The sequence below is a fragment of the Pseudomonas sp. BMW13 genome (genome assembly GCF_013357275.1).
Lineage (GTDB): Bacteria > Pseudomonadota > Gammaproteobacteria > Pseudomonadales > Pseudomonadaceae > Aquipseudomonas > Aquipseudomonas khazarica.
Window position 1 is genome coordinate 79,707 of record NZ_SUKD01000019.1, and the last position, 26,352, is coordinate 106,058.

Below are 26,352 nucleotides of genomic sequence, written 5' to 3' on the forward strand. Positions count from 1 at the left end.
GGCCTTGCAGGTGAAAACGACAAAGCGCGGATTGTAGCAGCAAGAGTGCGCTGCAAGCTGCAAGCCGCAAGTTCGTCGCCCATGCCCCGGATTGCATCCGGGCTACGCTGCCTTTGCTCTTAACCTGGAGCCTGAAGCTGGCCGCTTGCAGCTGCCTCTCTCACCGGAGCGAAGGAGCGCCGGTGGATGGGCGTCGGCCCCAGGCGCTTGAGCGCCTCGAGATGCACCGGCGTGGGATAGCCCTTGTGCCCGGCGATGCCATAGCCGGGGTAGAGACGATCCATCTCGAGCATCTCGCGATCACGGCTGACCTTGGCCAGGATCGAGGCAGCGGCGATCGCCGGCACCCGACTGTCCCCCTTGACCACCGGGGCGCTGGGCACGGCCAGTTTCGGGCAGCGATTGCCATCGATCAGCGCCAGCTTCGGCGTCACCGCCAAGCCTTCCACGGCACGCTGCATGGCCAGCATGGTGGCATGCAGGATATTCAGGCGGTCGATCTCTTCCACCTCGGCACGGGCGATGCACCAGGCCAGGGCCTTCTCGCGGATCTCGTCGAACAGCGCCTCGCGGCGGGCCTCGGTGAGCTTCTTCGAATCGTTCAGGCCAAGGATCGGACGAGCCGGATCGAGAATCACCGCCGCCGTCACCACCGCGCCGCAGAGCGGGCCACGGCCGACTTCATCGACGCCGGCGACCAGTTCCTCGACCAGGGTAAAGTCCAGGCCCAGCTGCATCAGCCGCGCCCTGCCAGCTTGAGCACGGCATCGGCTGCCGACACCGAGGCATCGCGCCGCAGTGCACGGTGGATCACGTCGAACCCCTCGGTCTGCACCTGACCGCCATCGATCAATGGCGCCACGGTCTGCGCCAACGCCTCGGCGGTCGCCGCATCCTGGATCAGCTCCGGCACCAGCAGGCGCTCGGCCAGCAGGTTGGGCAGCGAGATATAGGGGCTTTTCACCAGGCGCTTGAGAATGCGATAGGTCATCGGCGCCACACGATAGGCCACCACCATCGGCCGCTTGTACAGCAGGGCCTCCAGGGTCGCCGTGCCGGAAGCGATCAGCACCGCGTCGCAGGCGGCCAGCACCTCGTGCGAGCGACCATCGAGCAGGGTCAGCGGCAGGTCGCGCCCGGCCAGCATCTGCTCGAGCTGCTCACGGCGCTCCGGGGTGGCGCATGGCAGCAGAAAACGGATGCCCGGGCGCAGCGCACGCAGACGAATCGCTGCATCGAGAAAGAGTTCGCCAAGACGCGCCACTTCGCCGCCCCGACTGCCTGGCATCAGCGCGACGACGGCCTCGTCATGCGGCAGATCCAGCGCGTCACGTGCCGCCGCGCGGTCAGCGTGCTGTGGTATGGCATCGGCCAGGGGGTGACCGACGAAGCGCACCGGCACCTGATGCGCATCGTAGAACTGCGCCTCGAACGGAAACAGGGTCAGCATCAGATCGCAGGCTTCACGGATCTTCAACACCCGCTTCTGCCGCCAGGCCCACACTGACGGGCTGACGTAGTGCACGGTCCTGATCCCGGCGCGGCGCAGCTTGAGCTCCAGGCCCAGGTTGAAATCCGGTGCATCGATGCCGATGAACACATCGGGCTGCGCCGCGATGAGGTCGCGTGCCAGCTGGCGTCGACGCCCCAGCAGCTCGAACAGGCGACCGAGCACCTCGACTAGCCCCATCACGGCCAGGCGTTCCATCGGGAAATAGGATGTCAGGCCCTCGGCTTCCATGCGTGCACCGCCCACGCCGATGAACTCGACGTCCGGATGGCGCAACTTGATGGCCTGCATCAGGCCCGCTCCGAGAATATCGCCGGACGCCTCACCAGCGACCAGTGCGACGCGAAGAGGTCTAGTCATGGGATTCAGCGAGTGATGCCGCGTGTGGACGCCTGAATGGAGTCGCGGAATATCGCGACTTCCGGGAACTGGGCCGCGGACTCGGCCAACTCGGCGAGCGCCTGCTCGACGGTCAGGCCCTGGCGGTAGACCAGCTTGTAACCCTTGCGCAGCGCGGAGATGGCTTCGGCGGAGAAACCACGACGGCGCATGCCTTCGAAATTCATGCTGCGCGCTTCGGCCGGGTTGCCGAATACGGTGACGAACGCCGGCACGTCCTTGCCGATGGCGGTACCCATGCCGGAAAAGCTGTGCGCCCCGATGCGGCAGAACTGATGCACCAGGGTGTAACCGGACAGAATCGCCCAGTCGTCGACCCATACATGCCCCGCCAGCGCGGTGTTGTTGACCAGGATGCAGTGATTGCCGATGACGCTGTCATGCCCGATATGGGCATAGGCCATGATCAGGTTATGGTCACCGATGGTGGTTTCGCTGCGGTCCTGCACGGTGCCACGGTGAATGGTGACGCCTTCGCGAATCACGTTGTGATCACCGATCACCAGGCGCGTGGGCTCGCCCTTGTACTTCAGATCGGGGGTATCTTCGCCAACCGAGGAAAACTGATAGATACGGTTGTGCTTGCCAATCACGGTCGGTCCCTTGAGCACCACGTGCGGACCGATCACGCTACCCTCGCCGATTTCCACATCGGGCCCGACAATGCTCCAGGGGCCGACGACGACGTCGTCGGCCAACCTGGCACTGGGGTCGATGATCGCGCGAGGGTCAATCGAACTCATAGCTTGCGTTCCGCACAGATGATTTCAGCGGAGCAGACTTCCTTGCCATCGACAGTGGCGCGGCACTCGAATTTCCAGATGCTGCGACGGTCGCTCAGGTACTTGGCTTCCAGTACCAGCTGATCGCCCGGCGTGACGGGAGAGCGGAAACGCAGCTTGTCGGAACCGACGAAGTAGTACAGGGTGCCATCGGCCGGTTTCACGCCCATCATCTTGAAGCCGAGAATCCCGGCAGCCTGGGCCATGGCCTCGATGATCAGCACGCCCGGCATGATCGGATGCTCGGGGAAGTGGCCATTGAAGAACGGCTCATTGATGCTGACATTCTTGTAGGCGCGAACAGTCTTGCCTTCGACGTCCAGGTCCACCACACGATCCACCAGCAGGAAAGGATAGCGGTGCGGCAAATATTCACGAATTTCGTTGATGTCCATCATGTCCGGTTAAGCCTGTAAGAAAAGAAAAGAGCACGGCAGCACGCCATGCTCAGGCATCAGATGAGACATTCGCCGTCTGGGTCACGGCGGCCAGCTGCTTTTCCAGCTCTCGCAGACGCTTGGCCATCTCGTCCAACTGACGAATGCGTGCCGCACTCTTCTTCCACTCGCCTGCCGGTTGCATGGCGGTTCCGGAAGAATAGGCACCCGCTTCGGTGATCGAACGCGTCACCATGGTCATACCGGTGACGAACACGTTGTCGCACACCTCGATATGCCCCACCATGCCGACACCACCTGCGATCATGCAGTTGCGACCGATCTTGGTGCTGCCGGAAATCCCGCAACAGCCCGCCATCGCGGTGTTGTCGCCGATCTGCACGTTGTGCGCGATCATGATCTGGTTATCCAGCTTCACGCCGTTGCCGATCAGGGTGTCGGACAGCGCACCACGGTCCACGGTGGTATTGGCGCCGATCTCGACGTCATCGCCGATGGTCACCCCACCGATCTGCGCGATCTTCTGCCACACGCCCTTCTCGTTGGCGAAACCGAAGCCCTCGCCACCGATCACCGCCCCGGACTGGATCACCACGCGCTTGCCGATCCGCACGTCGTGGTACAGCGTCACGCGCGGTGCCAGCCAGCCGCCGTCACCGATCACGCTGCGCGCGCCGACCACGCAATGCGCGCCGATGCTGACGTCCGCGCCGATACGCGCGCCACTTTCGATCACGGCAAAGGCACCGATACTGGCACTCGGATCGACCTGCGCATCCGCTGCGACCTGGGCAGTGGCATGCACGCCGGCCGCCGCCACGGGCTTGCGATCGAACAGGTGGGACAGCTGGGCGTAGGCGAGATAGGGGTTGGCGACGATCAGCGCGTCACCCGCGTAGCCTTCCGCATCGGCAGCCGTCAACAGCACCGCGCCGGCCTGGCTCTCGGCCAGGAACTTGCGGTACTGGGCGTTGGCCAGGAAGCTCAACTGTTCGGGCCCGGCCTCCTGCAAGGTGGCCAGGCCCGAGATGACCTTGCCTTCGGCGCCACGCAGGGTGGCGCCCAGGCGCTCGGCCAACTGGCCGAGGGTAACTGTCACGGCCATGCTCAACGCATCTGATTCATGCGCTCGATGACCTGGCGAGTGATGTCGTACTGAGGTTTGACATCGATCACCGCACCGCGCTCGAGAACCAGGTCGAAGTTGCCTTTCTTGATGACTTCCTCGACCGCCTTGTCCAGGTTCGGCTTGAGCTTGGCCAGCATCTCGCGATCGGCAATGGCCTTGGCTTCGTTCAGTTCCTTGGACTGGAACTGGAAATCACGGGCCTTCTGCTTGAACTCGAGCTCGAGACGCTCACGCTCGGCCTGCTGCATCTTCTCGCCTTCCTTGACCATGCGGTCCTGGATGCGCTTGGCGTCGCTTTCCAGGGTCTTGAGCTTGTTCAACTGCGGGCCGAATTTCTTCTCGGCATCGACGGCGTAACGCTTGGCCGCATCAGACTCGAGCAGCGCCATCTGATAGTTCAGTACGGCCACCTTCATTTCAGCGAACGCCGGAGTGGCGATCAGGGCGGCGGTGAACAGAACCAGTTGAGTCAACTTACGCACAATGCACTCCTGCAACAAAACTGTTGGCTTTCGGTGAAACAGATTAGAAGGTTTGACCCAGGGAGAACTGGAACACCTGAGTATCGGCATCATCCGGCTTCTTGATCGGCATGGCCAGGCTGAAGCTCAGCGGACCGAGCGCGGTGATCCAGGTCACGCCGACACCCACGGAGCTGGCCAGGTTGCTGAAGTCGATATCGCAGCTGTCGCTGATCTTCTTCTGGCTCGACGAGCAATTGGTGTCGAACACGTTACCCACGTCCCAGAACAGCGCGGTACGCAGCGAACGCTGGTCCTTGACGAACGGCAGCGGGAACAGCATCTCCACGCCACCCTGCACCAGCACGTTACCACCGAACGGCAGCGGATCCTGGTCCGGATCGGCCAGCGTGCCGGGCTTGGTACCGGTACTCGGCGTGCTGCGCGGGCCCAGACTGCTGTCCTCGAAACCACGTACCGAGTTGAAGCCACCGGCGTAGTAGTGCTCGTAGAACGGCAGCTCCGCGGTGCTGCCATAGCTGTCGCCGTAACCCAGCTGGGTATGGAAGCGCAGCGTGTAGTTGTCACTGAGCGGCGTGAACACCTGGCCGCGATAGTCGAGCTTGTAGAACGACAGGTCGCTGCCCGGCAGGGTGGTTTCCAGCACCAGGCTCTGCGAATGGCCACGGTTGGCCAGCACGCCACGGTTGAGGGTCGACTCGGACCAGCCGATGGAGCCCTTGAAGTTCAGGTAGTTGTCGCCCTCGGCGTCGATGAAGTCGAAGATCTCGTCGACGGTGTAGCGACCGGTGTCGATAGTGTCCTGCTGCACGGTCAGGCCGTAGGTCAGGCGCGACGTCTCGCTGATCGGGTAGCCGATGTTGACGCCTGCACCCAGGCTGTCCACCGAGTAGCTGGACACGTCGACATCGAGCTCATCGTAGTCGGTAGTGCGGTAGAAGGCGTTGTAACCCAGGCTGACACCGTCGACGGTCCAGTAGGGGTCAACGAAGCCGAAGCTGTAGCGGGTCTGGTATTCGCTACGGGTCAGGCCGATGCTGACCTTGTTACCGGTACCCAGGAAGTTGTTCTGGCTGATCGAGCCACCCAGGATCAGACCGGCGTTCTGGGCGAAACCGACGCTGGCGGTGATCGAGCCGGAAGGCTGTTCCTCGACGCTGTAGTTGACGTCGATCTGGTCGTCGGTGCCCGGTACCTGCGGCGTTTCGACGTTGACTTCCTTGAAGAAGCCGAGGCGCTCCAGGCGCACCTTGGATTGATCGATCAGGTAGGTCGAGGCCCAGCCACCTTCCATCTGGCGCATCTCGCGGCGCAGCACTTCGTCCTCGGACTTGGTGTTGCCACGGAAGTTGATGCGGTTGACGTAGGCACGCTTGCCCGGATCGACGAAGAAGGTGATCGAGACGCTGTTGTCTTCGTCATGCGCTTCCGGCACGCCGTTGACGTTGGCGAAGGTGTAGCCCTCGTTGCCCAGGCGGCGAGTGATCAGCTCGCTGGTGGTGGTCATGATCTTGCGCGAGAAGACCTGACCTTCCTTGACCAGCAGCAGCGCACGCACGTCTTCTTCCGGTACCTTGAGGTCGCCGGAGAGCTTCACGTCGCGAACGCTGTACTTCTCGCCCTCTTCGACGTTGACGGTGATGTAGACGTGCTTCTTGTCCGGGGTGATGGATACCTGGGTGGAGCTGATGTCCATGTTGATGTAGCCGCGGTCCAGGTAGTACGAGCGCAGGCGCTCGAGGTCACCGGAGAGTTTCTCGCGGGCGTACTTGTCGTCGTTCTTGAAGAACGACAGCCAGTTGGTGGTCTTCAGCTCGAACAGGTCGGTCAGGTCTTCGTCGGAGAAGACGGTGTTGCCGACCACGTTGATGTGGGAGATCGCCGCAACGGTACCTTCGTTGATGGTGATCTTCAGCGCCACGCGGTTACGCGGCTGTGGAATCACTTCGGCCTCGATCTCGGCCGAGTAGCGGCCCTGGGCCACGTACTGACGCTGCAGTTCGTTACGCACGCCTTCGAGCGTCGCGCGCTGGAAGATCTCGCCTTCCGCCAGGCCGGACTGGTTCAGGCCCTTGAGCAGGTCTTCGGTGGTAATGGCCTTGTTGCCCTCGATCTCGATGCCGGAGATGGAAGGACGCTCGACCACGGTGACGACCAGCACATCGCCATCGCGACCGAGCTGGATGTCCTGGAAGAAGCCGGTGCGGAACAGGGAACGGGTGGCGTCGACCAACTGGCGGTCGTCGACCTGCTCGCCCACGTTCAACGGCAGCGCGCCGAACACGCTGCCGGCGGAGACCCGCTGCAGACCGTTGACGCGTATATCGGAGATGGTGAAGGACTCGGCGTGAACTTCGGCGATCATCAATGCGGACAGTACCGCAGGTAGCAGCAGACGTTTCATGAAGTCCTTTCTTATTCCAACTGACGATAAAAGCTGCCGCTCGAGGCGACACTTCTTGTAAATCTCAAGAACGCAATCCAGCAATGCTTACAGACGGCTGAGATCGTTGACCAACGCCAACAACATGACCCCGATGACCAGACTGATGCCGATCTGCATCCCCCAACCCTGAACCCGCTCGGACAAGGGGCGACCACGCACCCACTCGACCAGATAGAACAGCAGATGCCCACCATCCAGTACGGGAATGGGCAAAAGATTGAGAACCCCCAGGCTAATACTCAGATATGCAAGGAATTTCAGGAAATCCCCCAGCCCTGACTCAGCCGAAGCGCCCGCCACTTTAGCAATGGTTATCGGCCCGCTCAAGTTTTTTACCGAGAGCTCTCCGAAGAGCATTTTCTTCAGCGAATCAAGGGTCAGCAGGCTCATCGCCCAGGTCTGGCGGACACCTTCGGCAACGCCGTCGAGCGGCCCGTAGCGCACCTCGCGCAGCATTTCCGGCGGCCATTCGACACCCTGCACGCCAGCCCCCAGGTAGCCGCTGCGCGCCTCACCCTCGCCCCGCGCAGCCAGGGTCAGGCGCACGTCCTGCGCCTGACCGGCGCGCTCGTAGCGCAGGGTCACGTCGGCGCCGGGAAGCTTGCGCACGCGATCGACCAGGTCCTGCCAGTCGGCCAGTGGCTCGCCGTCAAGCGCCAGCAGGCGGTCGCCCGGCTTCAGGCCGGCGGCATAGGCCGGCCCCTTGGAATCGACCTCGGCCAGAACCGGCTCGAGCACCGGGCGCCAGGGGCGAATGCCGAGCGAGCCGATCGGGTCCGGCTCATCGACACCGCGCAGCCAGTTGTCCAGCGGCACCTGCCTGGCGGTCTCCACGGTGGAACCGGGTTCGAGCACGCGCAGACTCAGGGTACCGCTCTCCCCCAGGCGCCGAACCAGCTGCAGGTTGACTGCCGCCCAGCCCGTGGTGGCCTCGCCATTGACCGCGACGATTTCCTGCCCGGCCTGCAGGCCGGCCGTTTCCGCCAGGCTGTCGGGCTGCACCGCGCCGATCACCGGGCGCACCTGCTGACTGCCGAGCATGGCGACGAACCAGAAGAACAGCAGTGCCAGCAGGAAGTTGGCCACCGGCCCGGCTGCGACGATGGCGATGCGCTGACGCACGCTCTTGCGGTTGAACGCCTGATCGAGTTGCTCGTCCGGCACGCTGCCCTCGCGCTCGTCGAGCATCTTCACGTAGCCGCCCAGGGGAATGGCGGCCACCACGAATTCGGTGCCCTGACGGTCATGCCAGCGCAGCAGCGGCGTGCCGAAGCCGACGGAGAAACGCAGCACCTTGACCCCACAGCGACGGGCCACCCAGAAATGCCCGAACTCATGGAAGGTCACCAGCACACCCAGCGCGATCAGGGTGCCAACCAACATGTACAGCCCACTCATTTCACTTCTCCAGCCCTACACGCCGCTCATGGCCTGGCGCACGTCGGGTCAACACAGGCTCGCTCAACGACCGGCAAGCCATTCTCCAGCCAGCGCGCGCGCTTGCGCGTCGGCCTCGAATACCGCGTCGAGCGCTTCGACAGCCTGCACCGGTTGCGCGTTCAACACGGACTCAATCATACGCGCGATATCGATGAAACGTATGCGCCCCTGCAGGAAGGCCTCGACGGCCACCTCGTTGGCGGCATTGAGCATCGCCGGCGCACTGCCGCCGGCCTGCACGGCCTCGCGGGCAAGGCGCAGGCAAGGGAAACGCTGCTCGTCGGGGCGCTCGAAATCGAGGCGACCGACCGTGAACAGGTCCAGCGGCGACACGCCCGAGTCGATGCGCTCCGGCCAGGCCAGCGCATGCGCGATCGGCGTGCGCATGTCCGGATTGCCCAGCTGGGCCAGCACCGAGCCATCGACGTAATCGACCAGCGAATGAATCACGCTCTGCCGGTGGATCACCACCTCGATCTGCTCGGGGCGCGCATCGAACAGCCAGCACGCCTCGATCAGCTCCAGGCCCTTGTTCATCATGCTCGCCGAGTCGACGGAGATCTTGCGCCCCATGGACCAGTTCGGGTGAGCGCAGGCCTGCTCGGGGGTCACGTGTTCCAGCGCCGCCAGCGGCGTTTCACGGAACGGCCCGCCAGATGCGGTCAGCAGGACGCGGCGAACCCCGACCTGCTGCAGGCCCCGGGCATAGTCACCGGGCAGGCACTGGAAAATCGCATTGTGTTCACTGTCGATCGGCAGCAGCACGGCACCGCTGCTCCTGACCGCCTGCATGAACAGGGCGCCAGACATCACCAGCGCTTCCTTGTTGGCCAGCAACACCTTCTTGCCGGCCTGCACAGCCGCCAGCGTCGGACGCAGGCCCGCCGCCCCGACGATCGCCGCCATCACGCAGTCGACCTCGGCATCCGCGGCGACTGCGCACAACCCCTCCTCACCACACAGCACCTGGGTATCCAGCCCGTCGGCCTGCAGGCTGCCCTGCAGGGTACGCGCAGCCTGGGCATCGGGCACTACGGCGTAGCGCGGACGATGCTTGAGGCACAGTACCCGCAACTCCGCCAGGCGCGAGAAGCCGCTGAGGGCGAAGACCCTGTAGCGCTCGGGGTGACGCGCGATCACGTCCAGCGTGCTCAGCCCGATCGACCCGGTGGCGCCGAGCACGGTGATGCGTTGCACTGCACTCACAGCGCGCCCCACCCTGCCAGCCAGAGCAGCGCGGCGAACAATGGAATGGCCGCCGTGAGGCTGTCGATGCGATCGAGCACGCCACCATGCCCAGGCAACAGGTTACTGCTGTCCTTGATCCCGGACTGGCGCTTGAACATGCTTTCGGTCAGATCGCCGATCACCGAAATGAACACCACCAGGGCAGCGCCGACCAGGGCCAGCACCAGCCCCTTGAATGACCAGCCCTGCTGCAGCCCGACCAGCAGGGTGATCAGCAGGCTGGCGGCCAGACCGCCATACACCCCTTCCCAACTCTTGCCCGGGCTGACCTTGGGCGCCAGCTTGCGCTTGCCAAAGGCCTTGCCGGAGAAATAGGCACCGATATCCGCGCCCCACACCAGCACCATCACCGCGATGATCAGGCCGTTGGCCTGCGGCCACTGCTTGAGCAGCACCAATCCCTGCCAGGCCGGCAGCAGGATCAACAGACCGATCAGCAGGCGCCGGGGCACGTCACCCCAGAAGCGACTGCTGTAGGGGTACGTCAGCACCAGGAAGGTCGCGGCCAGCCACCAGAGCACGGCCACCACCAGCAGCCAGGGGGCCACGACCGGCGTCAGGTACAGCACGCCAAGCAACGCCGCGACCACGGCGGCATAGCCCACCCGCTGCGCCTGCGCCTCGAGACCAGCCAGACGCGCCCACTCCCAGGCACCCAGGGAGACGACCACGCCGATGAACAATGCGAAGGCAGCGCCGTCGAGCAGGAAGAATCCGCCCAGGGCAATGGGCAACAGCACCAGTGCCGTGATGATTCGTTGTTTGAGCATCAGGAACGCGCCTCAGCCTCTACCTGCTCGCTGGTCTTGCCGAAGCGACGCTGGCGGTTGGCGAAATCGGCCAGCGCCTTGCGCATGGCCTCGTGCTTGAAATCCGGCCAGTACAGGTCGGAGAAGTACAGCTCGCTGTAGGCCAGCTGCCAGAGGAGGAAATTGCTGATGCGATGCTCGCCACCCGTGCGGATGCACAGATCGGGCAACGGCAGATCGCCGGTGGCCAGGCAGCCCTGCAGCAGCTCGGGAGTGATGTCCTCGGGCTGCAGGTGGCCGGCTTGCACCTCTCGCGCCAGGCGCTGAGCGGCCTGGGCGATGTCCCACTGACCGCCATAGTTGGCGGCGATCTGCAGGATGAAACGACGACTGCCCGCTGTCTGCAGCTCGGCCTCGCGCATCGCCGCCTGCAACTCGGGGTGAAAGCGCGAGCGATCACCGATGATGCGCAGGCTGATGTCGTTGTCCTGCAGACGCCGGGCCTCGCGGCGCAGCGCACTGAGGAACAGCTCCATCAGCGCGCCGACCTCTTCGGCCGGGCGCTGCCAGTTCTCACTGGAGAAGGCGAACAGGGTGAGCACCTCGACACCCGACTCGGCACAGACCTCGATCACCGCGCGAACCGCATCGACCCCGGCCTTGTGCCCTGCCACTCCCGGCAACAGGCGTTTCTTCGCCCAGCGATTGTTGCCGTCCATGATGATGGCGACATGCCGCGGCACCGCCTGCTTGTTCTTGTCCATGTCAGGGCGCTCAGCCGTCAAACGGCCATCAGGTCCGCTTCCTTGACCTCCAGGGCCTTGTCGATGTCAGCGACGAACTTGTCGGTGATCTTCTGCAGCTCGTCAGCGGCACGACGCTCTTCGTCTTCGCTGATTTCCTTGGCCTTGGACAGTTTCTTCAGCTCGGCCAGGGCATCGCGACGCACGTTGCGCACGGCAACCTTGGCATCTTCCGCCACACCACGCGCCTGCTTGGTGTAACCCTTGCGGGTCTCTTCGGTCAGGGCCGGCATCGGCACGCGAATGGTGGTACCGGCGCTGCTCGGGTTCAGGCCGAGATCGGAGGTCAGGATGGCCTTCTCGATGGCGGCGCCGAGGTTCTTGTCGTGCGCGACGATCTTCAGGGTACGGGCGTCCTCGACGGTGATCGCGGCCACCTGGTTCAGCGGCATGTCGCTACCCCAGGCCGGCACCTTGACGCTATCGAGAATGCTCGGATGGGCACGGCCGGTACGAATGGAAGCCAGGTTGCGACCCAGCGCATCCAGGGACTTGCTCATACGCTCCTGGGCGTCTTTCTTGATGTCGTTGATCATTGTGCTTCCTCCTCGATCAGGGTTCCTTCGGCGCCACCCACCACCACATTGAGCAGGGCGCCTGGTTTGTTCATGTTGAAGACACGCAGCGGCATGGCGTGATCGCGGCACAGGCAGATGGCCGTCAGGTCCATGACGCCCAGCTTGCGATCGAGCACTTCGTCGTAGGTCAGACGCTCGAATTTCTCGGCATGCGGGTCCTTGAACGGGTCGGCAGTGTACACGCCATCCACCTTGGTCGCCTTCAGCACCACGTCGGCATCGATCTCGATGGCGCGCAGGCAGGCGGCGGAGTCGGTGGTGAAGAACGGGTTGCCGGTACCGGCAGCGAAGATCACCACTTCACCGGTCTTGAGGTGGCGCATGGCCTTGCGGCGGTCGTAGTGGTCGGTGACGCCGACCATGGAAATGGCCGACATGACGATGGCCGGGATGTTCGAGCGCTCCAGCGCGTCGCGCATGGCCAGGGCGTTCATCACCGTGGCCAGCATGCCCATGTGGTCACCGGTGACCCGGTCCATGCCGGCTGCGGACAGTGCGGCGCCGCGGAACAGGTTGCCGCCACCGATCACCAGGCCGACCTGCACGCCGATGCCGACCAGCTGACCGACTTCCAGCGCCATGCGATCGAGCACCTTGGGATCGATGCCGAAGTCTTCCGAGCCCATCAGGGCTTCGCCGCTAAGTTTGAGCAGAATGCGTTTGTAACGAGGTTGGCGACCAGTCGTCTGCTGAGCCATTGCAAGTCTCTCCTGCGGCGATTTGAATGCTGTATGCAGCACGGGGCTGCAATTGTCCGACACCCCCAGGGCGTCGATGGTCACCTTTCACGGCAACCCTACTACTTTGCTGCCCCCTAGTCGGCAAAGAGGCCGCACGCGCAAGCGGGCAGCCTCTTTGGGGCACTCACCGAAACCGCTGATTACTGCTTGCTGGCAGCAACCTGGGCGGCAACTTCGGCAGCGAAGTCGGTCTCGGCCTTCTCGATGCCTTCGCCCACTTCGTAACGTACGAAGGAAACGACTTCAGCACCGGCTTTCTTCACCAGGTCACCGACCTTGACTTCCGGGTCCATGATGAAGGCTTGCTCGACCAGGCTGGCTTCGGCCAGGAACTTGGCGATACGGCCTTTGACCATGTTCTCGACGATGTTCTCCGGCTTGCCGGCGATTTTCTCGGCGTTCAGCTGCAGGAAGATTTCCTTTTCCTTGGCAACCAGCTCTTCGGAAACCTGGTCCGGCGAAACGACGGCCGGGTTGGAAGCAGCAACGTGCATGGCAACGTGCTTGGCCAGTTCGTCGTTGCCGCCTTTCAGGACAACCAGAACGCCGATGCGGTGGCCGTGCAGGTAGGCACCAACGGTGTCGCCGGAGACAGCGGTCAGACGACGGATGTTGACGTTCTCGCCGCACTTGGCGACCAGCGCTTCACGAGCGGATTCGCGGGAAGCGATCAGCGGAGCGGCTTCAGTCAGGTTCTGTGCGAAGGCTTCGTCCAGGCTGTCCTTGACGAAGGCCTTGAAGTCGTCCTGCAGAGCCAGGAAGTCGGTCTGCGAGTTGACTTCGATGATCAGGCCACGGCCGCCTTCGACGCGAACGGCGATGGAACCTTCGGCGGCGATGTTGCCGGCCTTCTTGGCAGCCTTGATGGCACCGGAAGCGCGCATGTCGTCAATGGCCTTCTCGATATCGCCACCAGCGGCAACCAGCGCCTTCTTGCACTCCATCATGCCTTGGCCGGTACGCTCGCGCAGTTCTTTAACCAGGGCTGCAGTAATTTCTGCCATCTTGAAAATCCTCTCGGTAGGTCTTCAACCATTCACCTGCCAGGCAGGCGATCAAATCTTTGAGTGGCAAAAAGGGGGCCTAGCCCCCTTCTTGCACAGCGCATAACGCTAGATGCTTTGCGTTACCGCTTAGCCTTCGGCGCTCTCGGCAGCCGCTTCTTCGACGAACTCTTCGGTTGCGCCGCCAGCGTTGCTGCGACCACGGACCACGGCGTCGGCCATGGCACCCATGTACAGCTGGATGGCGCGGATGGCGTCGTCGTTACCCGGGATGATGTAGTCAACGCCTTCCGGGCTGCTGTTGGTATCGACAACGCCGATGACCGGGATGCCCAGCTTGTTGGCTTCGGTGATGGCGATGCGCTCGTGATCGACGTCGATCACGAACAGAGCGTCCGGCAGGCCGCCCATGTCCTTGATACCACCCAGGCTGCGATCCAGTTTTTCCAGATCACGGGAACGCATCAGGGCTTCTTTCTTGGTCAGCTTGGCGAAGGTGCCGTCCTGGGACTGGGTTTCCAGCTCGCGCAGGCGCTTGATCGAAGCACGGATGGTCTTGTAGTTGGTCAGCATGCCGCCCAGCCAGCGGTGATCGACGAACGGCGAGCCGCAACGAGCAGCTTCTTCGCGAACGATCTTGCCAGCGGAACGCTTGGTGCCAACGAACAGAATCTTGTTCTTGCCAGCAGCCAGCTTTTCAACGAACGACAGCGCGTCGTTGAACATCGGCAGGGTTTTTTCGAGGTTGATGATGTGAATCTTGTTACGCGCGCCGAAAATGTACTTGCCCATTTTCGGGTTCCAGTAACGGGTCTGGTGGCCGAAGTGCACACCGGCCTTCAGCATATCGCGCATGTTGACTTGGGACATGATAGTTCCTTGATAAGTCGGGTTAGGCCTCCACGTATCCCAGCTTCCAACCCTTGCGGGCACCCAGGAAACCGTGTCGATACGTGTGTGGGTTTGAGCTTTCGGACTCAGTGCCCGTAAAGCGGCGCGTTTTATACCACACAAAGCAGCCGCAAGCTACAAGCTTGGAGCAGCAAGCTGCCTTTTGGGGCTTGCGGCTCGTAGCTGTTAATATAGCCGCCTTTATCTGTATGCCTTCCGAGAGCCTGCCATGACCGTCACCATCAAATCCGCCGAAGAAATCGAGAAAATGCGCGTGGCCGGCCGCCTGGCCGCCGAAGTGCTGGAAATGATCGGCGAGCACGTCAAGCCCGGCGTCACCACTGACGAACTGGATCGCCTGTGCCACGACTATATCGTCAACGTGCAGAAGGCCATCCCCGCCCCGCTCAATTACAAGGGCTTCCCCAAGTCGATCTGCACCTCGATCAACCACGTGGTGTGCCACGGCATCCCCAACGACAAGCCGCTGAAGGACGGCGACGTGCTGAACATCGACGTCACCGTGATCAAGGACGGCTACCACGGCGATACCAGCAAGATGTTCATGGTCGGCAAGGTTCCCGAGTGGGCCGAGCGCCTGGCCAAGATCACCCAGGAGTGCATGTATAAAGGCATCGAACTGGTCAAGCCGGGCACCCGCCTGGGCGATATCGGCGAAGTGATCCAGAAGCATGCCGAGAAGAACGGTTTTTCCGTGGTTCGCGAATACTGCGGCCATGGCATCGGCGCCGTGTTCCACGAAGAGCCGCAGGTGCTGCACTACGGCAAGGCCGGCACCGGCATGGAGCTCAAGGAAGGCATGACCTTCACCATCGAGCCGATGATCAACCAGGGCCGCCCGGAAACCCGCCTGCTCGGCGACGGCTGGACCGCCATCACCAAGGACCGCAAGCTGTCCGCGCAGTGGGAACACACCATACTGGTCACCGCCGACGGCTACGAGATTTTCACCCTGCGCGCTGACGACACCATCGCCCGCACCTCGGCCTGAGCCCGAGTACGCCCCGAGCGCAATGGCGCGCGGGGCGCACCCCACCACTCGTATTTAAGGAAGGCACTGCATGCCGCAGATGGACCCCGAACTGTTTGACCGTGGTCAGTTCCAGGCCGAGCTGGCGCTCAAGTCCAGCCCCATCGCCGCATTCAAGAAAGCCATCCGCCGCGCGCATGAAGTATTGGATGCGCGCTTCCATGCCGGCCGCGACATCCGCCGCCTGGTCGAAGACCGCGCCTGGTTCGTCGACCAGATCCTCCAGGAAGCCTGGAAACGCTTCGCCTGGAGCGACGAAGCCGACATCGCCCTGCTCGCCGTGGGCGGCTACGGCCGTGGCGAGCTGCACCCCTACTCGGACATCGACCTGCTGATCCTGCTCGACAGCAGCGATCACGAGATCTTTCGCGAATCGATCGAAGGCTTCCTCACCCTGCTCTGGGACATCGGCCTGGAAGTCGGTCAGAGCGTGCGCTCGGTCGATGAGTGCGCCGAGGAGGCGCGCGCCGACCTGACGGTGATCACCAACCTGATGGAAAGCCGCACCATCGCAGGCCCCGAGCACCTGCGTCAGCGCATGCAGCAGGTCACCAGCACGGACGAGATGTGGCCGAGCAAGCACTTCTATCTGGCCAAGCGTGAAGAGCGCAAGGCGCGTCACGGCAAGTACAACGACACCGAATACAACCTGGAGCCCAACGTCAAGGGTTCGCCCGGCGGCCTGCGCGATATCCAGACGGTGCTCTGGGTCGCCCGCCGCCAGTTCGGCACGCTCAACCTGCAGGCACTGGTCGGCCAGGGTTTCCTGCTGGAGAGCGAATACGCCCTGCTCTCCTCCAGCCAGGAATTTCTCTGGAAGGTGCGCTACGCCCTGCACATGTTCGCGGGCCGCGCCGAAGACCGCCTGCTGTTCGACTACCAGGCGCGCATCGCGGCGCTGTTCGGCTACAAGGACGGCGACGGCAAGCGCAGCATCGAACACTTCATGCAGAAGTACTACCGGGTGGTGATGGCCATTTCCGAGCTGTCGGACCTGATCAACCAGCACTTCGAGGAAGTCATCCTGCGCGCCGGCGAGACCAGCCAGGCCACGCCGCTGAACAGTCGCTTCCAGGTGCGTGACCGCTATATCGAGGTCACCCACCCCAACGTCTTCAAGCGCACCCCCTTCGCCATCATCGAGATCTTCGTGCTGATGGCCCAGCATCCCGAGATCAAGGGCGTGCGCGCCGACAGCATTCGCCTGCTGCGCGACAGCAGGCACCTGATCGACGACGACTTCCGCAAGGACATCCGCAACACCAGCCTGTTCATCGAGCTGTTCAAGTGCCGCGAGGGCATCCACCGCAACCTGCGGCGCATGAACCGCTACGGCATTCTCGGCCGCTACCTGCCGGAGTTCGGCCATATCGTCGGGCAGATGCAGCACGACCTGTTCCACATCTATACGGTCGACGCGCACACCCTCAACCTGATCAAGCACCTGCGCAAGTTCCGCTGGCCGGAGCTGGCGGAGAAATTCCCGCTGGCCAGCAAGCTCATCGAGCGCCTGCCCAAGCCGGAGCTGATCTACCTCGCCGGTCTCTACCACGACATCGGCAAGGGCCGTGGCGGCGACCACTCGGAGCTGGGCGCGGTGGATGCCGAAGCCTTCGCCCGTCGCCACCACCTGCCCGCCTGGGACAGTGCCCTGATCGTCTGGCTGGTGCAGCACCACCTGGTGATGTCCACCACCGCCCAGCGCAAGGACCTTTCCGACCCGCAGGTGATCCACGACTTCGCCCAGTTCGTCGGCGACCAGACCCACCTGGAATACCTCTACGTGCTGACCGTGGCCGACATCAACGCCACCAACCCCAGCCTGTGGAACTCCTGGCGCGCCAGCCTGCTGCGCCAGCTCTACACCGAGACCAAGCGCGCTCTGCGCCGCGGCCTGGAGAACCCGCTGGACCGCGAAGAGCAGATTCGCCAGACGCAGAGCGCGGCCCTGGACCTGCTGGTGCGCGGCGGCATCGACCCGGACGACGCCGAGCAGCTGTGGAGCCAGCTGGGGGATGACTACTTCCTGCGGCATACTGCCAGCGACGTGGCCTGGCACACCGACGCCATCCTCCAGCACCCCGACGATGGCGGGCCGCTGGTGCTGATGAAAGAAACCACCCAGCGCGAGTTCGAAGGCGGCACGCAGATCTTCATCTACGCGCCGGACCAGCACGACTTCTTCGCCGTGACCGTGGCCGCGATGAGCCAGCTCAACCTGAACATTCACGATGCGCGGATCATCACCTCCACCAGCCAGTTCACCCTCGACACCTATGTGGTGCTGGATGCCGACGGCGGCTCGATCGGCAACAACCCGGCGCGCATCCAGCAGATCCGCGAGGGCCTGATCGAAGCCCTGAAGAACCCCGACGACTACCCGACCATCATCCAGCGCCGGGTACCGCGCCAGCTCAAGCACTTCGCCTTCGCGCCGCAGGTGACCATCCACAACGACGCGCAGCGCCCGGTGACCATCCTCGAGCTGACCGCCCCGGATCGCCCCGGCCTGCTGGCACGCATCGGGCGCATCTTCCTCGAATACGACCTGTCGCTGCAGAACGCCAAGATCGCCACGCTCGGCGAGCGCGTCGAGGACGTGTTCTTCGTCACCGACGCCAACAACCAGCCGCTGTCGGACCCGGAGCTCTGCGCACGCCTGCAGGAAACCATCGTCCGCCGTCTGTCCGAGCCCAGCAGCCCTACCCCGGCGCAGATCACCTTCTGACCCCGGCTCATGATGTGGCGTCGGACGCCACATCATGAGCCAGGATCAGATTCTGAAGCTGTCCACCAGCTGCTTGAGCCGGCCGACCTGCTGATCCAGTTCGGTACAGGCGCTCAGGCTGGCCTGCAGGTTGCGCACGCCGTCCTGGTTGAGCATGTTGATCTCGGTAATGTCCATGTTCAGGCTCTCGATCACCGAGGTCTGTTCCTCGGTGGCAGTGGCCACCGACTGGTTCATGCCGTCGATTTCGCCGATGCGGCGAGTCACGCCATCCAGCTTCTCGCCCGCCTGACCACCGATGCGCACGCTGTCATCACTGAAGCGACGACTCTCGCCCATGGTCGCCACCGCATCACGCGCGCCGGCTTGCAGCTGCTCGATCATCTGCTGGATTTCCAGGGCCGAACTCTGCGTGCGCTGCGCCAGGTTGCGCACCTCATCGGCCACCACGGCGAAACCTCGCCCGGCCTCGCCGGCACGCGCCGCCTCGATGGCGGCGTTGAGCGCCAGCAGGTTGGTCTGCTCGGAGATACCCTTGATCACGTCGAGGATCTGGCCGATGTCGCTGCTCTTCTCGCTGAGCACCTCGATGTGCCGACCGGAGGCCTGAATCTTCTCCGACAGTTCGCTCATCGAGCCCAGCGTGCGGTCAACCATGCCCTGGCCCTCCTCGGCATCGCGGCGCGCATCGCTGGCCTGCACGGAGGCGTCGGCGGCATTGCGCGCGATCTCCTGGGCTGCGGCGCCCAGCTCGTTGATCGCCGCCGCGACGCTGTCGGTGCGCGATGCCTGCTCGCTGGAATTATCCATGGACGCGTTGGACGCCTGCACCACCGTGCTCACCCGGGCATGCACTTCACGAGTTGCCGAAGCCACCTCGCGGATCGACTCGTGAATTCGCTCGACGAAGCGATTGAAGGCGCCAGCCAGCTCACCGAACTCGTCGCCGGAGGCGATCGTGAGGCGCTGCGTCAGGTCCCCCTCGCCCTCGGCGATGCCGCCCATGGCATGGCTCATCACGTGCAGCGGGCGCAGCAGGATGCGGATCAGCGCGCCCAGCAGCAGCAGAATGGCCACCACACCGATGATCGTCACCATCAGCGCAGAGACGCGGAACTCGCTGAGCGCAGCGAAGGCCTTGCCTTCGTCGACCGACAGGCCGACGTACCAGCGCACGCCGGCCAGCCCCTGCACCGGCAGGAAGGTGACCAGGCGGGCGCTGCCATCGACCGCCGACGCGCTCTGCAGCGTGGACTCCAGGCGAGGCGCCTCGCCCGGGAACAGCTCCGTCAGGGTCTTGAGCACCAGGCTCTTGTCAGGGTGCACCAGCACCGTGCCCTTTTCGTCGACCAGGAAGGCATAGCCCATCCCGCCCAGGTCGAAGGAGTTGAGAATGTCATCGACCGTCTGCAGTTTCAGGTCGCCGCCGACCACCCCCAGCAGGTTGCCACCCGCGCTGACCGGGCGCGTGATGGTGATCAGCAGGCCGTCACGCGGGTCGGCCGCCAGATAGGGCGCGGTCAGCCCCGGGCCACCGTTGCCCTGCGCGCTCTTGTACCAGGGCCGCTGGCGAGGATCGTAACCGGCGGGTAGCTCGCTGGCGGGGAACTGGGTGTAGGTGCCATCAGCCTGGCCAAAATAGGCATAGAGGAAGGCGGAAGCGATGCTGCGATGCTGCAGGTTCCTGCGCAGGGGCGCCGGCGAGCTGTCGTCCTGCACCGACTCGGCGAGGTTGTCCAGCAGCTGCATGCGTCCATCCAGCCAGTGCTGGATGTTGCCGGTTGAGACCAGACCGACATCATTGAGGTAGTTGGACAGGCTTTCGCGGATCGCCGTGCGCTGCAGGTAATCGTTGTACAGCGCGAACGATGCGAAGGCCGCGATGACCACAAGGGAAGCAGCCAGCATGATCTTGTGACTGAATTTCAGGGTGCGCATGGGCAGAGTTCGCCATGAAAAGGGGGAGAGAACGGGTTAGGCCGACGCTATCGGCGCGCGACGCCGGGCCTTGAGCGCTGCGTGCGTCGCAGACGCGACCTAAACGGACGAAAATCGGACGGACGAAGGGAATTTCCCCGCAAGGCCTGCCGTGCTAGTGTCGCCAGCTTTGTCACCGCCTCACAAAGGACCCGTCGGATCATCATGAACCACGCCCTCGCCCAGCTGCAGCCCTACCCGTTCGAGAAGCTCCGCGCCCTGCTCGCCGACGTGCAGCCTGCCAGCGACCGCTCGCCCATCGCGCTGTCCATCGGTGAGCCCAAGCACCGCTCGCCCGACTTCGTCGCCCAGGCGCTGACCGCCAACCTCGACAAGCTCGCCGTCTATCCGACCACCCTGGGCCTGCCGGAGCTGCGCCAGAGCATCGCCAACTGGTGCGAACGGCGCTTCGCCGTGCCGGCTGGCTGGCTGGATGCCGCGCGCCACGTGCTGCCGGTCAATGGCACCCGCGAGGCCCTGTTCGCCTTCACCCAGGCCGTGGTCGACCGCAACGCCAAGGGCCTGGTGGTCAGCCCCAACCCCTTCTACCAGATCTACGAAGGCGCGGCGTTTCTCGCCGGCGCAGAGCCGCACTACCTGCCCTGCCTGGAGGCCCACGGCTTCAACCCGGACTTCGATGCGGTGCCGACCGAGGTCTGGCAACGCTGCCAGATCCTCTTCCTCTGCTCGCCGGGCAACCCCACCGGCGCACTGATCCCGGTCGAGACCCTGAAGAAGCTGATCGCCCTGGCCGACCAGCATGACTTCGTGATTGCCGCCGACGAATGCTACAGCGAGCTGTACTTCGACGAGGCCGCGCCACCGCCCGGCCTGCTCAGCGCCTGTGCCGAGCTGGGCCGCAGCGATTTCGCACGCTGCGTGGTGTTCCACAGCCTGTCCAAGCGCTCCAACCTGCCCGGCCTGCGCTCCGGCTTCGTGGCCGGCGACGCCAGCATCCTCAAGCACTTCCTGCTGTACCGCACCTACCATGGCTGCGCCATGCCGGTACAGACCCAGCTGGCCAGCGTTGCCGCCTGGAACGACGAGGCCCACGTGCGCACCAACCGCGACATGTACCGCGAGAAGTTCGCCGCCGTGCTGGAGATCCTCGCCCCGGTGATGGACGTGCAGCGCCCGGACGGCGGCTTCTACCTGTGGGCACGCACGCCGGGTGACGATGCCACCTTCACCCGCGACCTGTTCGCCAGCGAACACGTCACCGTGGTGCCGGGTTCCTACCTGTCGCGCGAAGTGAACGGCGTCAATCCCGGCGCCGGCCGCGTGCGCATGGCCCTGGTCGCGCCGCTGGCCGAGTGCATCGAGGCCGCCGAGCGTATCGCCCGCTTCATTCGCGGCGCCTGAACGACTTCAAAAGCAGTCGCGGCTGAAGCCCCTCCCACAGCTGCTTGGTTTGTAGGAGGGGCTTTAGCCGCGAGCCTCTGACTCCGTAGCCCGGATGCAATCCGGGCTACGCCTATCCGTGACTCAGCTCTTGTGCAAACGCGCCTCGGCGATATCCAGGTCGCGCAGGATCTCGGCCAGCATGTCGTCATCCAGCTCGTTGTCCTTGCGCATGCGATACAGCTCCAGGCGCTGGGTACGCAGCGCCTGCAGACGCAGGCGGTACTCCAGGCGATCGACCTCGCGCTGATGCTCACGCGCCTCCTCGCCACCACGGGCACGCTCGAGCAGATCGCGGTACTCACTCATCAGCCTCGCCTTCACCTCGACCGAAGCGATTGCGCCCTCGGCATCGGCGGCGCGTTCGTCCTCGGACTCCAGGTAGCGAATGGCCGACTCCAGCATCAGCGCGCGATGGCGGTTGAGCTCACGCTCGTGCACGGCGGCGTTGTCCTGCGGCAGACGCGGCAGGATGCGTGGCAAGGCGACGCTGGCGACCAGCAATGACAACAGGATCACCCCGGCAGCGATCAGGATCAGCAGGTCACGCTCGGGGAAGGCCTCGCCGCTGTTGAGCAGCAACGGCAACGACATCACGCCGGCCAGGGTCACCGCCCCACGCACACCACCGAGCGTCAGCACCGCGCTGAGGGCGATGCGTGACTGCCCGGCGAACCGCGTGGGCTCGCCGCGCAACCGGCGCAGCGCCCCGGACATGCGCCAGTAGCTGTAGACCCAGACGAAGCGCAGCAGCATCAGCACGGCGTAGATCACCACCACCATGGCCAGGGCCTGCAGCGCGAAACGCCAGGGCGTCGCGTGCCCGCCCAGCGCGGCGCCGAGGATGTCCGGCAGCTGCAAGCCGAGCAGCAGGAAGATCAGGCCGTTGAAGGTGAACTCCAGCAACGCCCAGACGCTGCGGTTGAGCATCCGCGTCGAGGTCTGCCTGGGCAGCAGATCGAGACGGCTCTGCATCATCCCCGCCGCGACGGCGGAGAGAATCCCGGAGAGCCCCAGGTGCTCGGCGGCGACGTAGGCGGCGAATGGCAACAGCAGCAGGAGCAGCACATGCGGGGCGGGGTCTTCCCAGCCTCGGCCGATCATCCAGGCGCGCAGCCGCCCCAGCAGGTAGCTGAGCGCCACGCCGATGGCCAGCCCGCCAAACGCCACCAGGAGAAACTGCAGGCCGGCATCGGTGATCGAGAACACCCCGGTGAGCGTCGCCGCCACGGCGAACTTGAACGCCACCAGGCCGGAGGCGTCGTTCATCAGCGCCTCGCCCTGCAACAGGTTGTTCAGGGTGTTGGGCAAACGCCCATGGGTGATCGCCGAGACGGCCACCGCATCGGTCGGCGAGAGCACTGCGGCCAGGGCGAAACAGGCCGCCAGCGGCACCTGCGGCAACAGCCAGTGGATGACCTGCCCGGCCCCCAGGATGGTGAAGAACACCAGGGCGAACGCCAGCAGCAGGATCGGCGTACGCAGCTCCCGGAACTGCCCCTTGGGCATGCGCCAGCCGTCGACGAACAGCAAGGGCGGGATGAACAGCAGCAGGAACAGCTCGGGATCGAGGCGCACGTGCATGCCCAGGACCGGAATGGCCAGCAGCGCACCGATCAGGATCTGCAGCAACGGCAGCGGCAAGGGGATGAACTGAGCGGTAATACGGGTGCCACTGACCACCAGCAACATGGTCAGGATGGTGTAGAGCAATTGCATGGCGCGAAACCGGCGGGAACGGGCGGGAGGCTGCGATTCTAGCGCCGTAACACTTCGCAGCGACAGCCACCGCCCAGCCGCGATATGACGTGGCATAATGGCCCGCCGTATTTCCCGGAGCTTCCGGCACGCCACTCATCAGAGGAAGATCAATGAGTTACGTCCTGTATGGCATCAAGGCCTGTGACACGATGAAAAAGGCCAGAACCTGGCTCGAAGAGCACCAGGTCGACTATGCCTTTCATGACTACAAGAGCGCCGGAATCGACCGTGCGAGCCTGGAGAAGTGGTGCAACGAGCATGGCTGGCAAACCATCCTCAACCGCGCCGGCACCACCTTCCGCAAGCTGGACGACACCCAGAAAAGCGACCTCGACCAGGCCGGGGCCATCGAGCTGATGCTGGCCCAGCCCTCGATGATCAAGCGCCCGGTGCTCGACCTGGGCGACAAGACCCTGGTCGGCTTCAAACCGGATAACTACCAAGCCGCGTTGGCCTGATACCTCACCCGATTTCGTTGCAAGGAACCCATATCATGAGCACCACCCTCTTCAGCATCGCCTTTGGCGTCGGTACCCAGAATCGCCAGGGCAACTGGCTGGAAGTCTTCTACGCGCAGCCCCTGCTCAACCCGGCAGCCGAGCTGGTCGCCAAGGCCGCCGAGAAGCTCGGCTACCAGGGCGGCAACCAGGCCATCGCCTTCACCACCGCCCAGGCGGCCGACCTAGCCGAGGCCCTGAAAGGCGTGGACAGCGCCCAGGCCGCGCTGCTGACCCGCCTGGCCGAAAGCCACAACCCGCTGGTCGCCACCTTCCTCGCCGAAGACGCCGCACCGAGCAGCACGCCGGAGGCCTACCTCAAGCTGCACCTGCTGTCGCACCGACTGGTCAAGCCGCACGGCCTGAGCCTGGCCGGCATCTTCCCGCTGCTGCCCAACGTGGCCTGGACCAGCCAGGGCGCCGTCGACCTCGGCGAGCTGGCCGAGCGTCAGCTGGAAGCACGCCTGAAGGGCGAGCTGCTGGAAGTGTTCTCCGTGGACAAGTTCCCGAAAATGACCGACTACGTGGTACCGGCCGGCGTGCGTATCGCCGACAGCGCCCGCGTGCGCCTGGGCGCCTACATCGGCGAAGGCACCACCGTGATGCACGAAGGCTTCGTCAACTTCAACGCCGGCACCGAAGGCCCGGGCATGATCGAAGGTCGCGTCTCCGCGGGCGTATTCGTCGGCAAGGGTTCGGACCTGGGCGGAGGCTGCTCGACCATGGGCACCCTGTCCGGCGGCGGCAACATCATCATCAGCGTCGGCGAAGGCTGCCTGATCGGTGCCAACGCCGGTATCGGCATCCCGCTGGGTGACCGCAACACCGTGGAAGCCGGCCTGTACATCACCGCCGGGACCAAGGTGAACCTGCTCGACGAGGGCAATGCCCTGGTCAAGGTGGTCAAGGCGCGTGAGCTGGCCGGCCAGGCCGACCTGCTGTTCCGCCGCAACTCGCTGACCGGCGCCGTGGAGTGCAAGACCCACAAGTCGGCCATCGAGCTGAACGAAGCCCTGCACGCTCACAATTAAGAGGCAGCGCCAAGCTGCAAGTCACGAGCCGGCGACGAGACGGCTCGAACTTGCAGCTTGCGGCTCGAAGCTCATGGCTCTCATCTCCCCCTGGCGCGCCGACTTCCCCGGCATTCTCGCCCTCGAAGCCGAAGGCCAGACCTACCTCGACAGCGCCGCTACCGCGCAGAAGCCGCAGGTACTGCTCGACGCCCTGCTCGGCTACTACGCCACAGGCGCAGCCAACGTGCACCGTGCCCAGCACCTGCCCGGCGAACGCGCCACCCGCGCCTTCGAGGCCAGCCGCCAGGACGCCGCGCAGTGGCTCAACGCCACCAGCGCGGAGGAGATCATCTTCACCCGCGGCACCACCGAATCACTCAACCTGCTCGCCTATGGCCTCGAGTCGCAGTTGCCGGGCGACGGGCAGATCGTCATCAGCGCCGCCGAACACCACGCCAACCTGTTGCCCTGGCAACAACTGGCCCGGCGTCGCAACCTGGAGCTGGTCGTGCTGCCGCTGGACGCCAGCGGCAGCGTCGACCTGGAACAGGCTGCCGCGTGCATCGGCCCGCGCACCCGCCTGCTGGCCGTGACCCAGCTGTCCAACGTGCTCGGCCGCTGGCAGCCGCTGCCGCAGCTGCTGGCCATGGCCCGCGCCCAGGGCGCGCTGAGCGTGGTGGACGGCGCCCAGGGCGCGGTGCATCAGCGCCCCGACGTGCAGGCGCTGGGCTGCGACTTCTACGTCTGCTCGGCGCACAAGCTGTACGGCCCGGATGGCGTCGGCCTGCTCTACGGCCGCGGCGAAGCCCTGGCCCGGCTGCAGCACTGGCAGTTCGGCGGCGAGATGGTGCAGGACGCCGACTACCAGCAGGCCAGCTTCCGTCCGGCGCCGCTGGGTTTCGAAGCCGGCACCCCGGCGGTCAGCGCGGTGATCGCCTTCGGCGCCGTGCTGCGCTGGCTTGGCGCCCTGGATACGAATGCCGTGGCGGCCCACGAGAGCGCCCTGCACAGCGCCCTGCTGAGCGGCCTGCAGGCACGCTCCGGCATGCGCCTGCTCGGCGCGCCGCAGACGGCGCTGGCCAGCTTCTGCATCGACGGCGTGCACAACGCCGACCTGGCCCACCTGCTCAGCGAACAGGGCATCGCCGTGCGCGCCGGCCATCACTGCGCCATGCCGCTGATGAAACAGCTCGGCCTTGGCGGCGCGATCCGCGTATCGCTCGGCCTGTACAGCGACGGCGACGACCTGCAGCGTTTCTTCGCCGCACTGGACAACGCCCTGGAGCTGTTGCGGTGAGCGTGCCCCGGTTTTCCGCAGGAGCGGC

At 64.5% G+C, this 26,352-nt stretch carries 23 protein-coding genes and 1 pseudogene; 6 read left to right on the top strand and 18 right to left on the bottom strand.

What is annotated here, in order from left to right:
- Positions 1–119: 119 nt before the first annotated feature.
- The 15 genes from rnhB to rpsB form a co-directional block, all read right to left on the bottom strand.
- Complete coding sequence (gene rnhB / locus E4487_RS15265; protein WP_037053784.1) at positions 120–737, bottom strand: ribonuclease HII; 618 nt, start codon at positions 735–737, stop codon at positions 120–122.
- Positions 737–1,870, bottom strand: coding sequence for a lipid-A-disaccharide synthase (gene lpxB / locus E4487_RS15270; RefSeq protein WP_037053782.1), 1,134 nt, complete (start codon positions 1,868–1,870; stop codon positions 737–739). The genes rnhB and lpxB overlap by 1 nt, the downstream gene beginning before the upstream one ends.
- Positions 1,871–1,875: 5 nt before the next feature.
- Positions 1,876–2,652 carry an acyl-ACP--UDP-N-acetylglucosamine O-acyltransferase gene (lpxA, locus tag E4487_RS15275; RefSeq protein WP_134677471.1) on the bottom strand — a complete coding sequence of 259 codons (777 nt, stop codon included), beginning with the start codon at positions 2,650–2,652 and terminating at the stop codon, positions 1,876–1,878.
- Entirely contained in the window at positions 2,649–3,089 is a 441-nt protein-coding gene (gene fabZ, locus E4487_RS15280; protein ID WP_017363778.1) for a 3-hydroxyacyl-ACP dehydratase FabZ, read from the bottom strand. Before fabZ ends, lpxA begins: the two co-directional genes overlap by 4 nt.
- 49 nt (positions 3,090–3,138) lie before the next feature.
- Positions 3,139–4,200 (bottom strand): UDP-3-O-(3-hydroxymyristoyl)glucosamine N-acyltransferase, encoded by a 1,062-nt coding sequence (gene lpxD, locus E4487_RS15285; RefSeq protein ID WP_150605826.1) that lies wholly within the window; start codon positions 4,198–4,200, stop codon positions 3,139–3,141.
- Positions 4,197–4,700: an OmpH family outer membrane protein gene (locus E4487_RS15290; RefSeq protein WP_037053771.1), complete on the bottom strand. Its 504-nt coding sequence runs from the start codon at positions 4,698–4,700 to the stop codon at positions 4,197–4,199. Before E4487_RS15290 ends, lpxD begins: the two co-directional genes overlap by 4 nt.
- Positions 4,701–4,743: 43 nt before the next feature.
- The gene (gene bamA / locus E4487_RS15295; RefSeq protein ID WP_134677469.1) at positions 4,744–7,104 is read right to left on the bottom strand and encodes an outer membrane protein assembly factor BamA; all 2,361 of its coding nucleotides are present in this window, start codon (positions 7,102–7,104) and stop codon (positions 4,744–4,746) included.
- 87 nt (positions 7,105–7,191) lie between these two features.
- Positions 7,192–8,544 (bottom strand): sigma E protease regulator RseP, encoded by a 1,353-nt coding sequence (gene rseP / locus E4487_RS15300; protein WP_037053765.1) that lies wholly within the window; start codon positions 8,542–8,544, stop codon positions 7,192–7,194.
- Between the two features lie 63 nt (positions 8,545–8,607).
- Positions 8,608–9,792: a 1-deoxy-D-xylulose-5-phosphate reductoisomerase gene (gene ispC, locus E4487_RS15305; protein WP_175253771.1), complete on the bottom strand. Its 1,185-nt coding sequence runs from the start codon at positions 9,790–9,792 to the stop codon at positions 8,608–8,610.
- Entirely contained in the window at positions 9,789–10,604 is an 816-nt protein-coding gene (locus E4487_RS15310; RefSeq protein WP_150605834.1) for a phosphatidate cytidylyltransferase, read from the bottom strand. Before E4487_RS15310 ends, ispC begins: the two co-directional genes overlap by 4 nt.
- Positions 10,604–11,347, bottom strand: coding sequence for a polyprenyl diphosphate synthase (gene uppS / locus E4487_RS15315; RefSeq protein WP_037053756.1), 744 nt, complete (start codon positions 11,345–11,347; stop codon positions 10,604–10,606). The genes E4487_RS15310 and uppS overlap by 1 nt, the downstream gene beginning before the upstream one ends.
- Before the next feature lie 17 nt (positions 11,348–11,364).
- Positions 11,365–11,922, bottom strand: coding sequence for a ribosome recycling factor (frr, locus tag E4487_RS15320; RefSeq protein ID WP_037053747.1), 558 nt, complete (start codon positions 11,920–11,922; stop codon positions 11,365–11,367).
- Complete coding sequence (pyrH, locus tag E4487_RS15325; protein ID WP_037053743.1) at positions 11,919–12,662, bottom strand: UMP kinase; 744 nt, start codon at positions 12,660–12,662, stop codon at positions 11,919–11,921. Before pyrH ends, frr begins: the two co-directional genes overlap by 4 nt.
- A 182-nt stretch (positions 12,663–12,844) precedes the next feature.
- Entirely contained in the window at positions 12,845–13,708 is an 864-nt protein-coding gene (gene tsf, locus E4487_RS15330) for a translation elongation factor Ts (protein WP_037053740.1), read from the bottom strand.
- A gap of 129 nt (positions 13,709–13,837) precedes the next feature.
- Entirely contained in the window at positions 13,838–14,578 is a 741-nt protein-coding gene (gene rpsB / locus E4487_RS15335; protein WP_037053735.1) for a 30S ribosomal protein S2, read from the bottom strand.
- Between the two features lie 250 nt (positions 14,579–14,828).
- Here rpsB and map point away from each other — a divergent pair, with 250 nt between their 5' ends.
- Both map and E4487_RS15345 read left to right on the top strand, forming a co-directional pair.
- Complete coding sequence (gene map / locus E4487_RS15340) at positions 14,829–15,611, top strand: type I methionyl aminopeptidase (RefSeq protein ID WP_037053733.1); 783 nt, start codon at positions 14,829–14,831, stop codon at positions 15,609–15,611.
- A gap of 70 nt (positions 15,612–15,681) precedes the next feature.
- Entirely contained in the window at positions 15,682–18,378 is a 2,697-nt protein-coding gene (locus E4487_RS15345) for a [protein-PII] uridylyltransferase (protein WP_037053731.1), read from the top strand.
- A 45-nt stretch (positions 18,379–18,423) separates the two neighbouring features.
- Here the strand turns inward: E4487_RS15345 and E4487_RS24905 are convergent, their stop codons facing one another.
- Both E4487_RS24905 and E4487_RS24910 read right to left on the bottom strand, forming a co-directional pair.
- Positions 18,424–19,188: a methyl-accepting chemotaxis protein gene (locus tag E4487_RS24905; protein WP_371923285.1), complete on the bottom strand. Its 765-nt coding sequence runs from the start codon at positions 19,186–19,188 to the stop codon at positions 18,424–18,426.
- Positions 19,189–19,278: 90 nt separating this feature from the next.
- Positions 19,279–20,316 (bottom strand): annotated as a pseudogene (locus E4487_RS24910) (cache domain-containing protein); the annotation flags it as partial.
- Positions 20,317–20,520: 204 nt separating this feature from the next.
- On the opposite strand from E4487_RS24910, the gene dapC reads away from it, so the two are divergent.
- Positions 20,521–21,717, top strand: a complete 1,197-nt coding sequence (dapC, locus tag E4487_RS15355; RefSeq protein WP_134677464.1) for a succinyldiaminopimelate transaminase — start codon at positions 20,521–20,523, stop codon at positions 21,715–21,717.
- A 123-nt stretch (positions 21,718–21,840) separates the two neighbouring features.
- Here the strand turns inward: dapC and E4487_RS15360 are convergent, their stop codons facing one another.
- Complete coding sequence (locus E4487_RS15360; protein ID WP_037053723.1) at positions 21,841–23,475, bottom strand: Na+/H+ antiporter; 1,635 nt, start codon at positions 23,473–23,475, stop codon at positions 21,841–21,843.
- A 152-nt stretch (positions 23,476–23,627) separates the two neighbouring features.
- Here E4487_RS15360 and E4487_RS15365 point away from each other — a divergent pair, with 152 nt between their 5' ends.
- The 3 genes from E4487_RS15365 to E4487_RS15375 all read left to right on the top strand — a co-directional run bounded on the left by E4487_RS15365 (position 23,628) and on the right by E4487_RS15375 (position 26,324).
- Positions 23,628–23,975 carry an ArsC family reductase gene (locus tag E4487_RS15365; RefSeq protein ID WP_175253773.1) on the top strand — a complete coding sequence of 116 codons (348 nt, stop codon included), beginning with the start codon at positions 23,628–23,630 and terminating at the stop codon, positions 23,973–23,975.
- Between the two features lie 35 nt (positions 23,976–24,010).
- The gene (gene dapD, locus E4487_RS15370) at positions 24,011–25,045 is read left to right on the top strand and encodes a 2,3,4,5-tetrahydropyridine-2,6-dicarboxylate N-succinyltransferase (protein ID WP_150605838.1); all 1,035 of its coding nucleotides are present in this window, start codon (positions 24,011–24,013) and stop codon (positions 25,043–25,045) included.
- A gap of 73 nt (positions 25,046–25,118) precedes the next feature.
- Entirely contained in the window at positions 25,119–26,324 is a 1,206-nt protein-coding gene (locus tag E4487_RS15375) for an aminotransferase class V-fold PLP-dependent enzyme (RefSeq protein ID WP_175253774.1), read from the top strand.
- Positions 26,325–26,352: the final 28 nt, after the last annotated feature.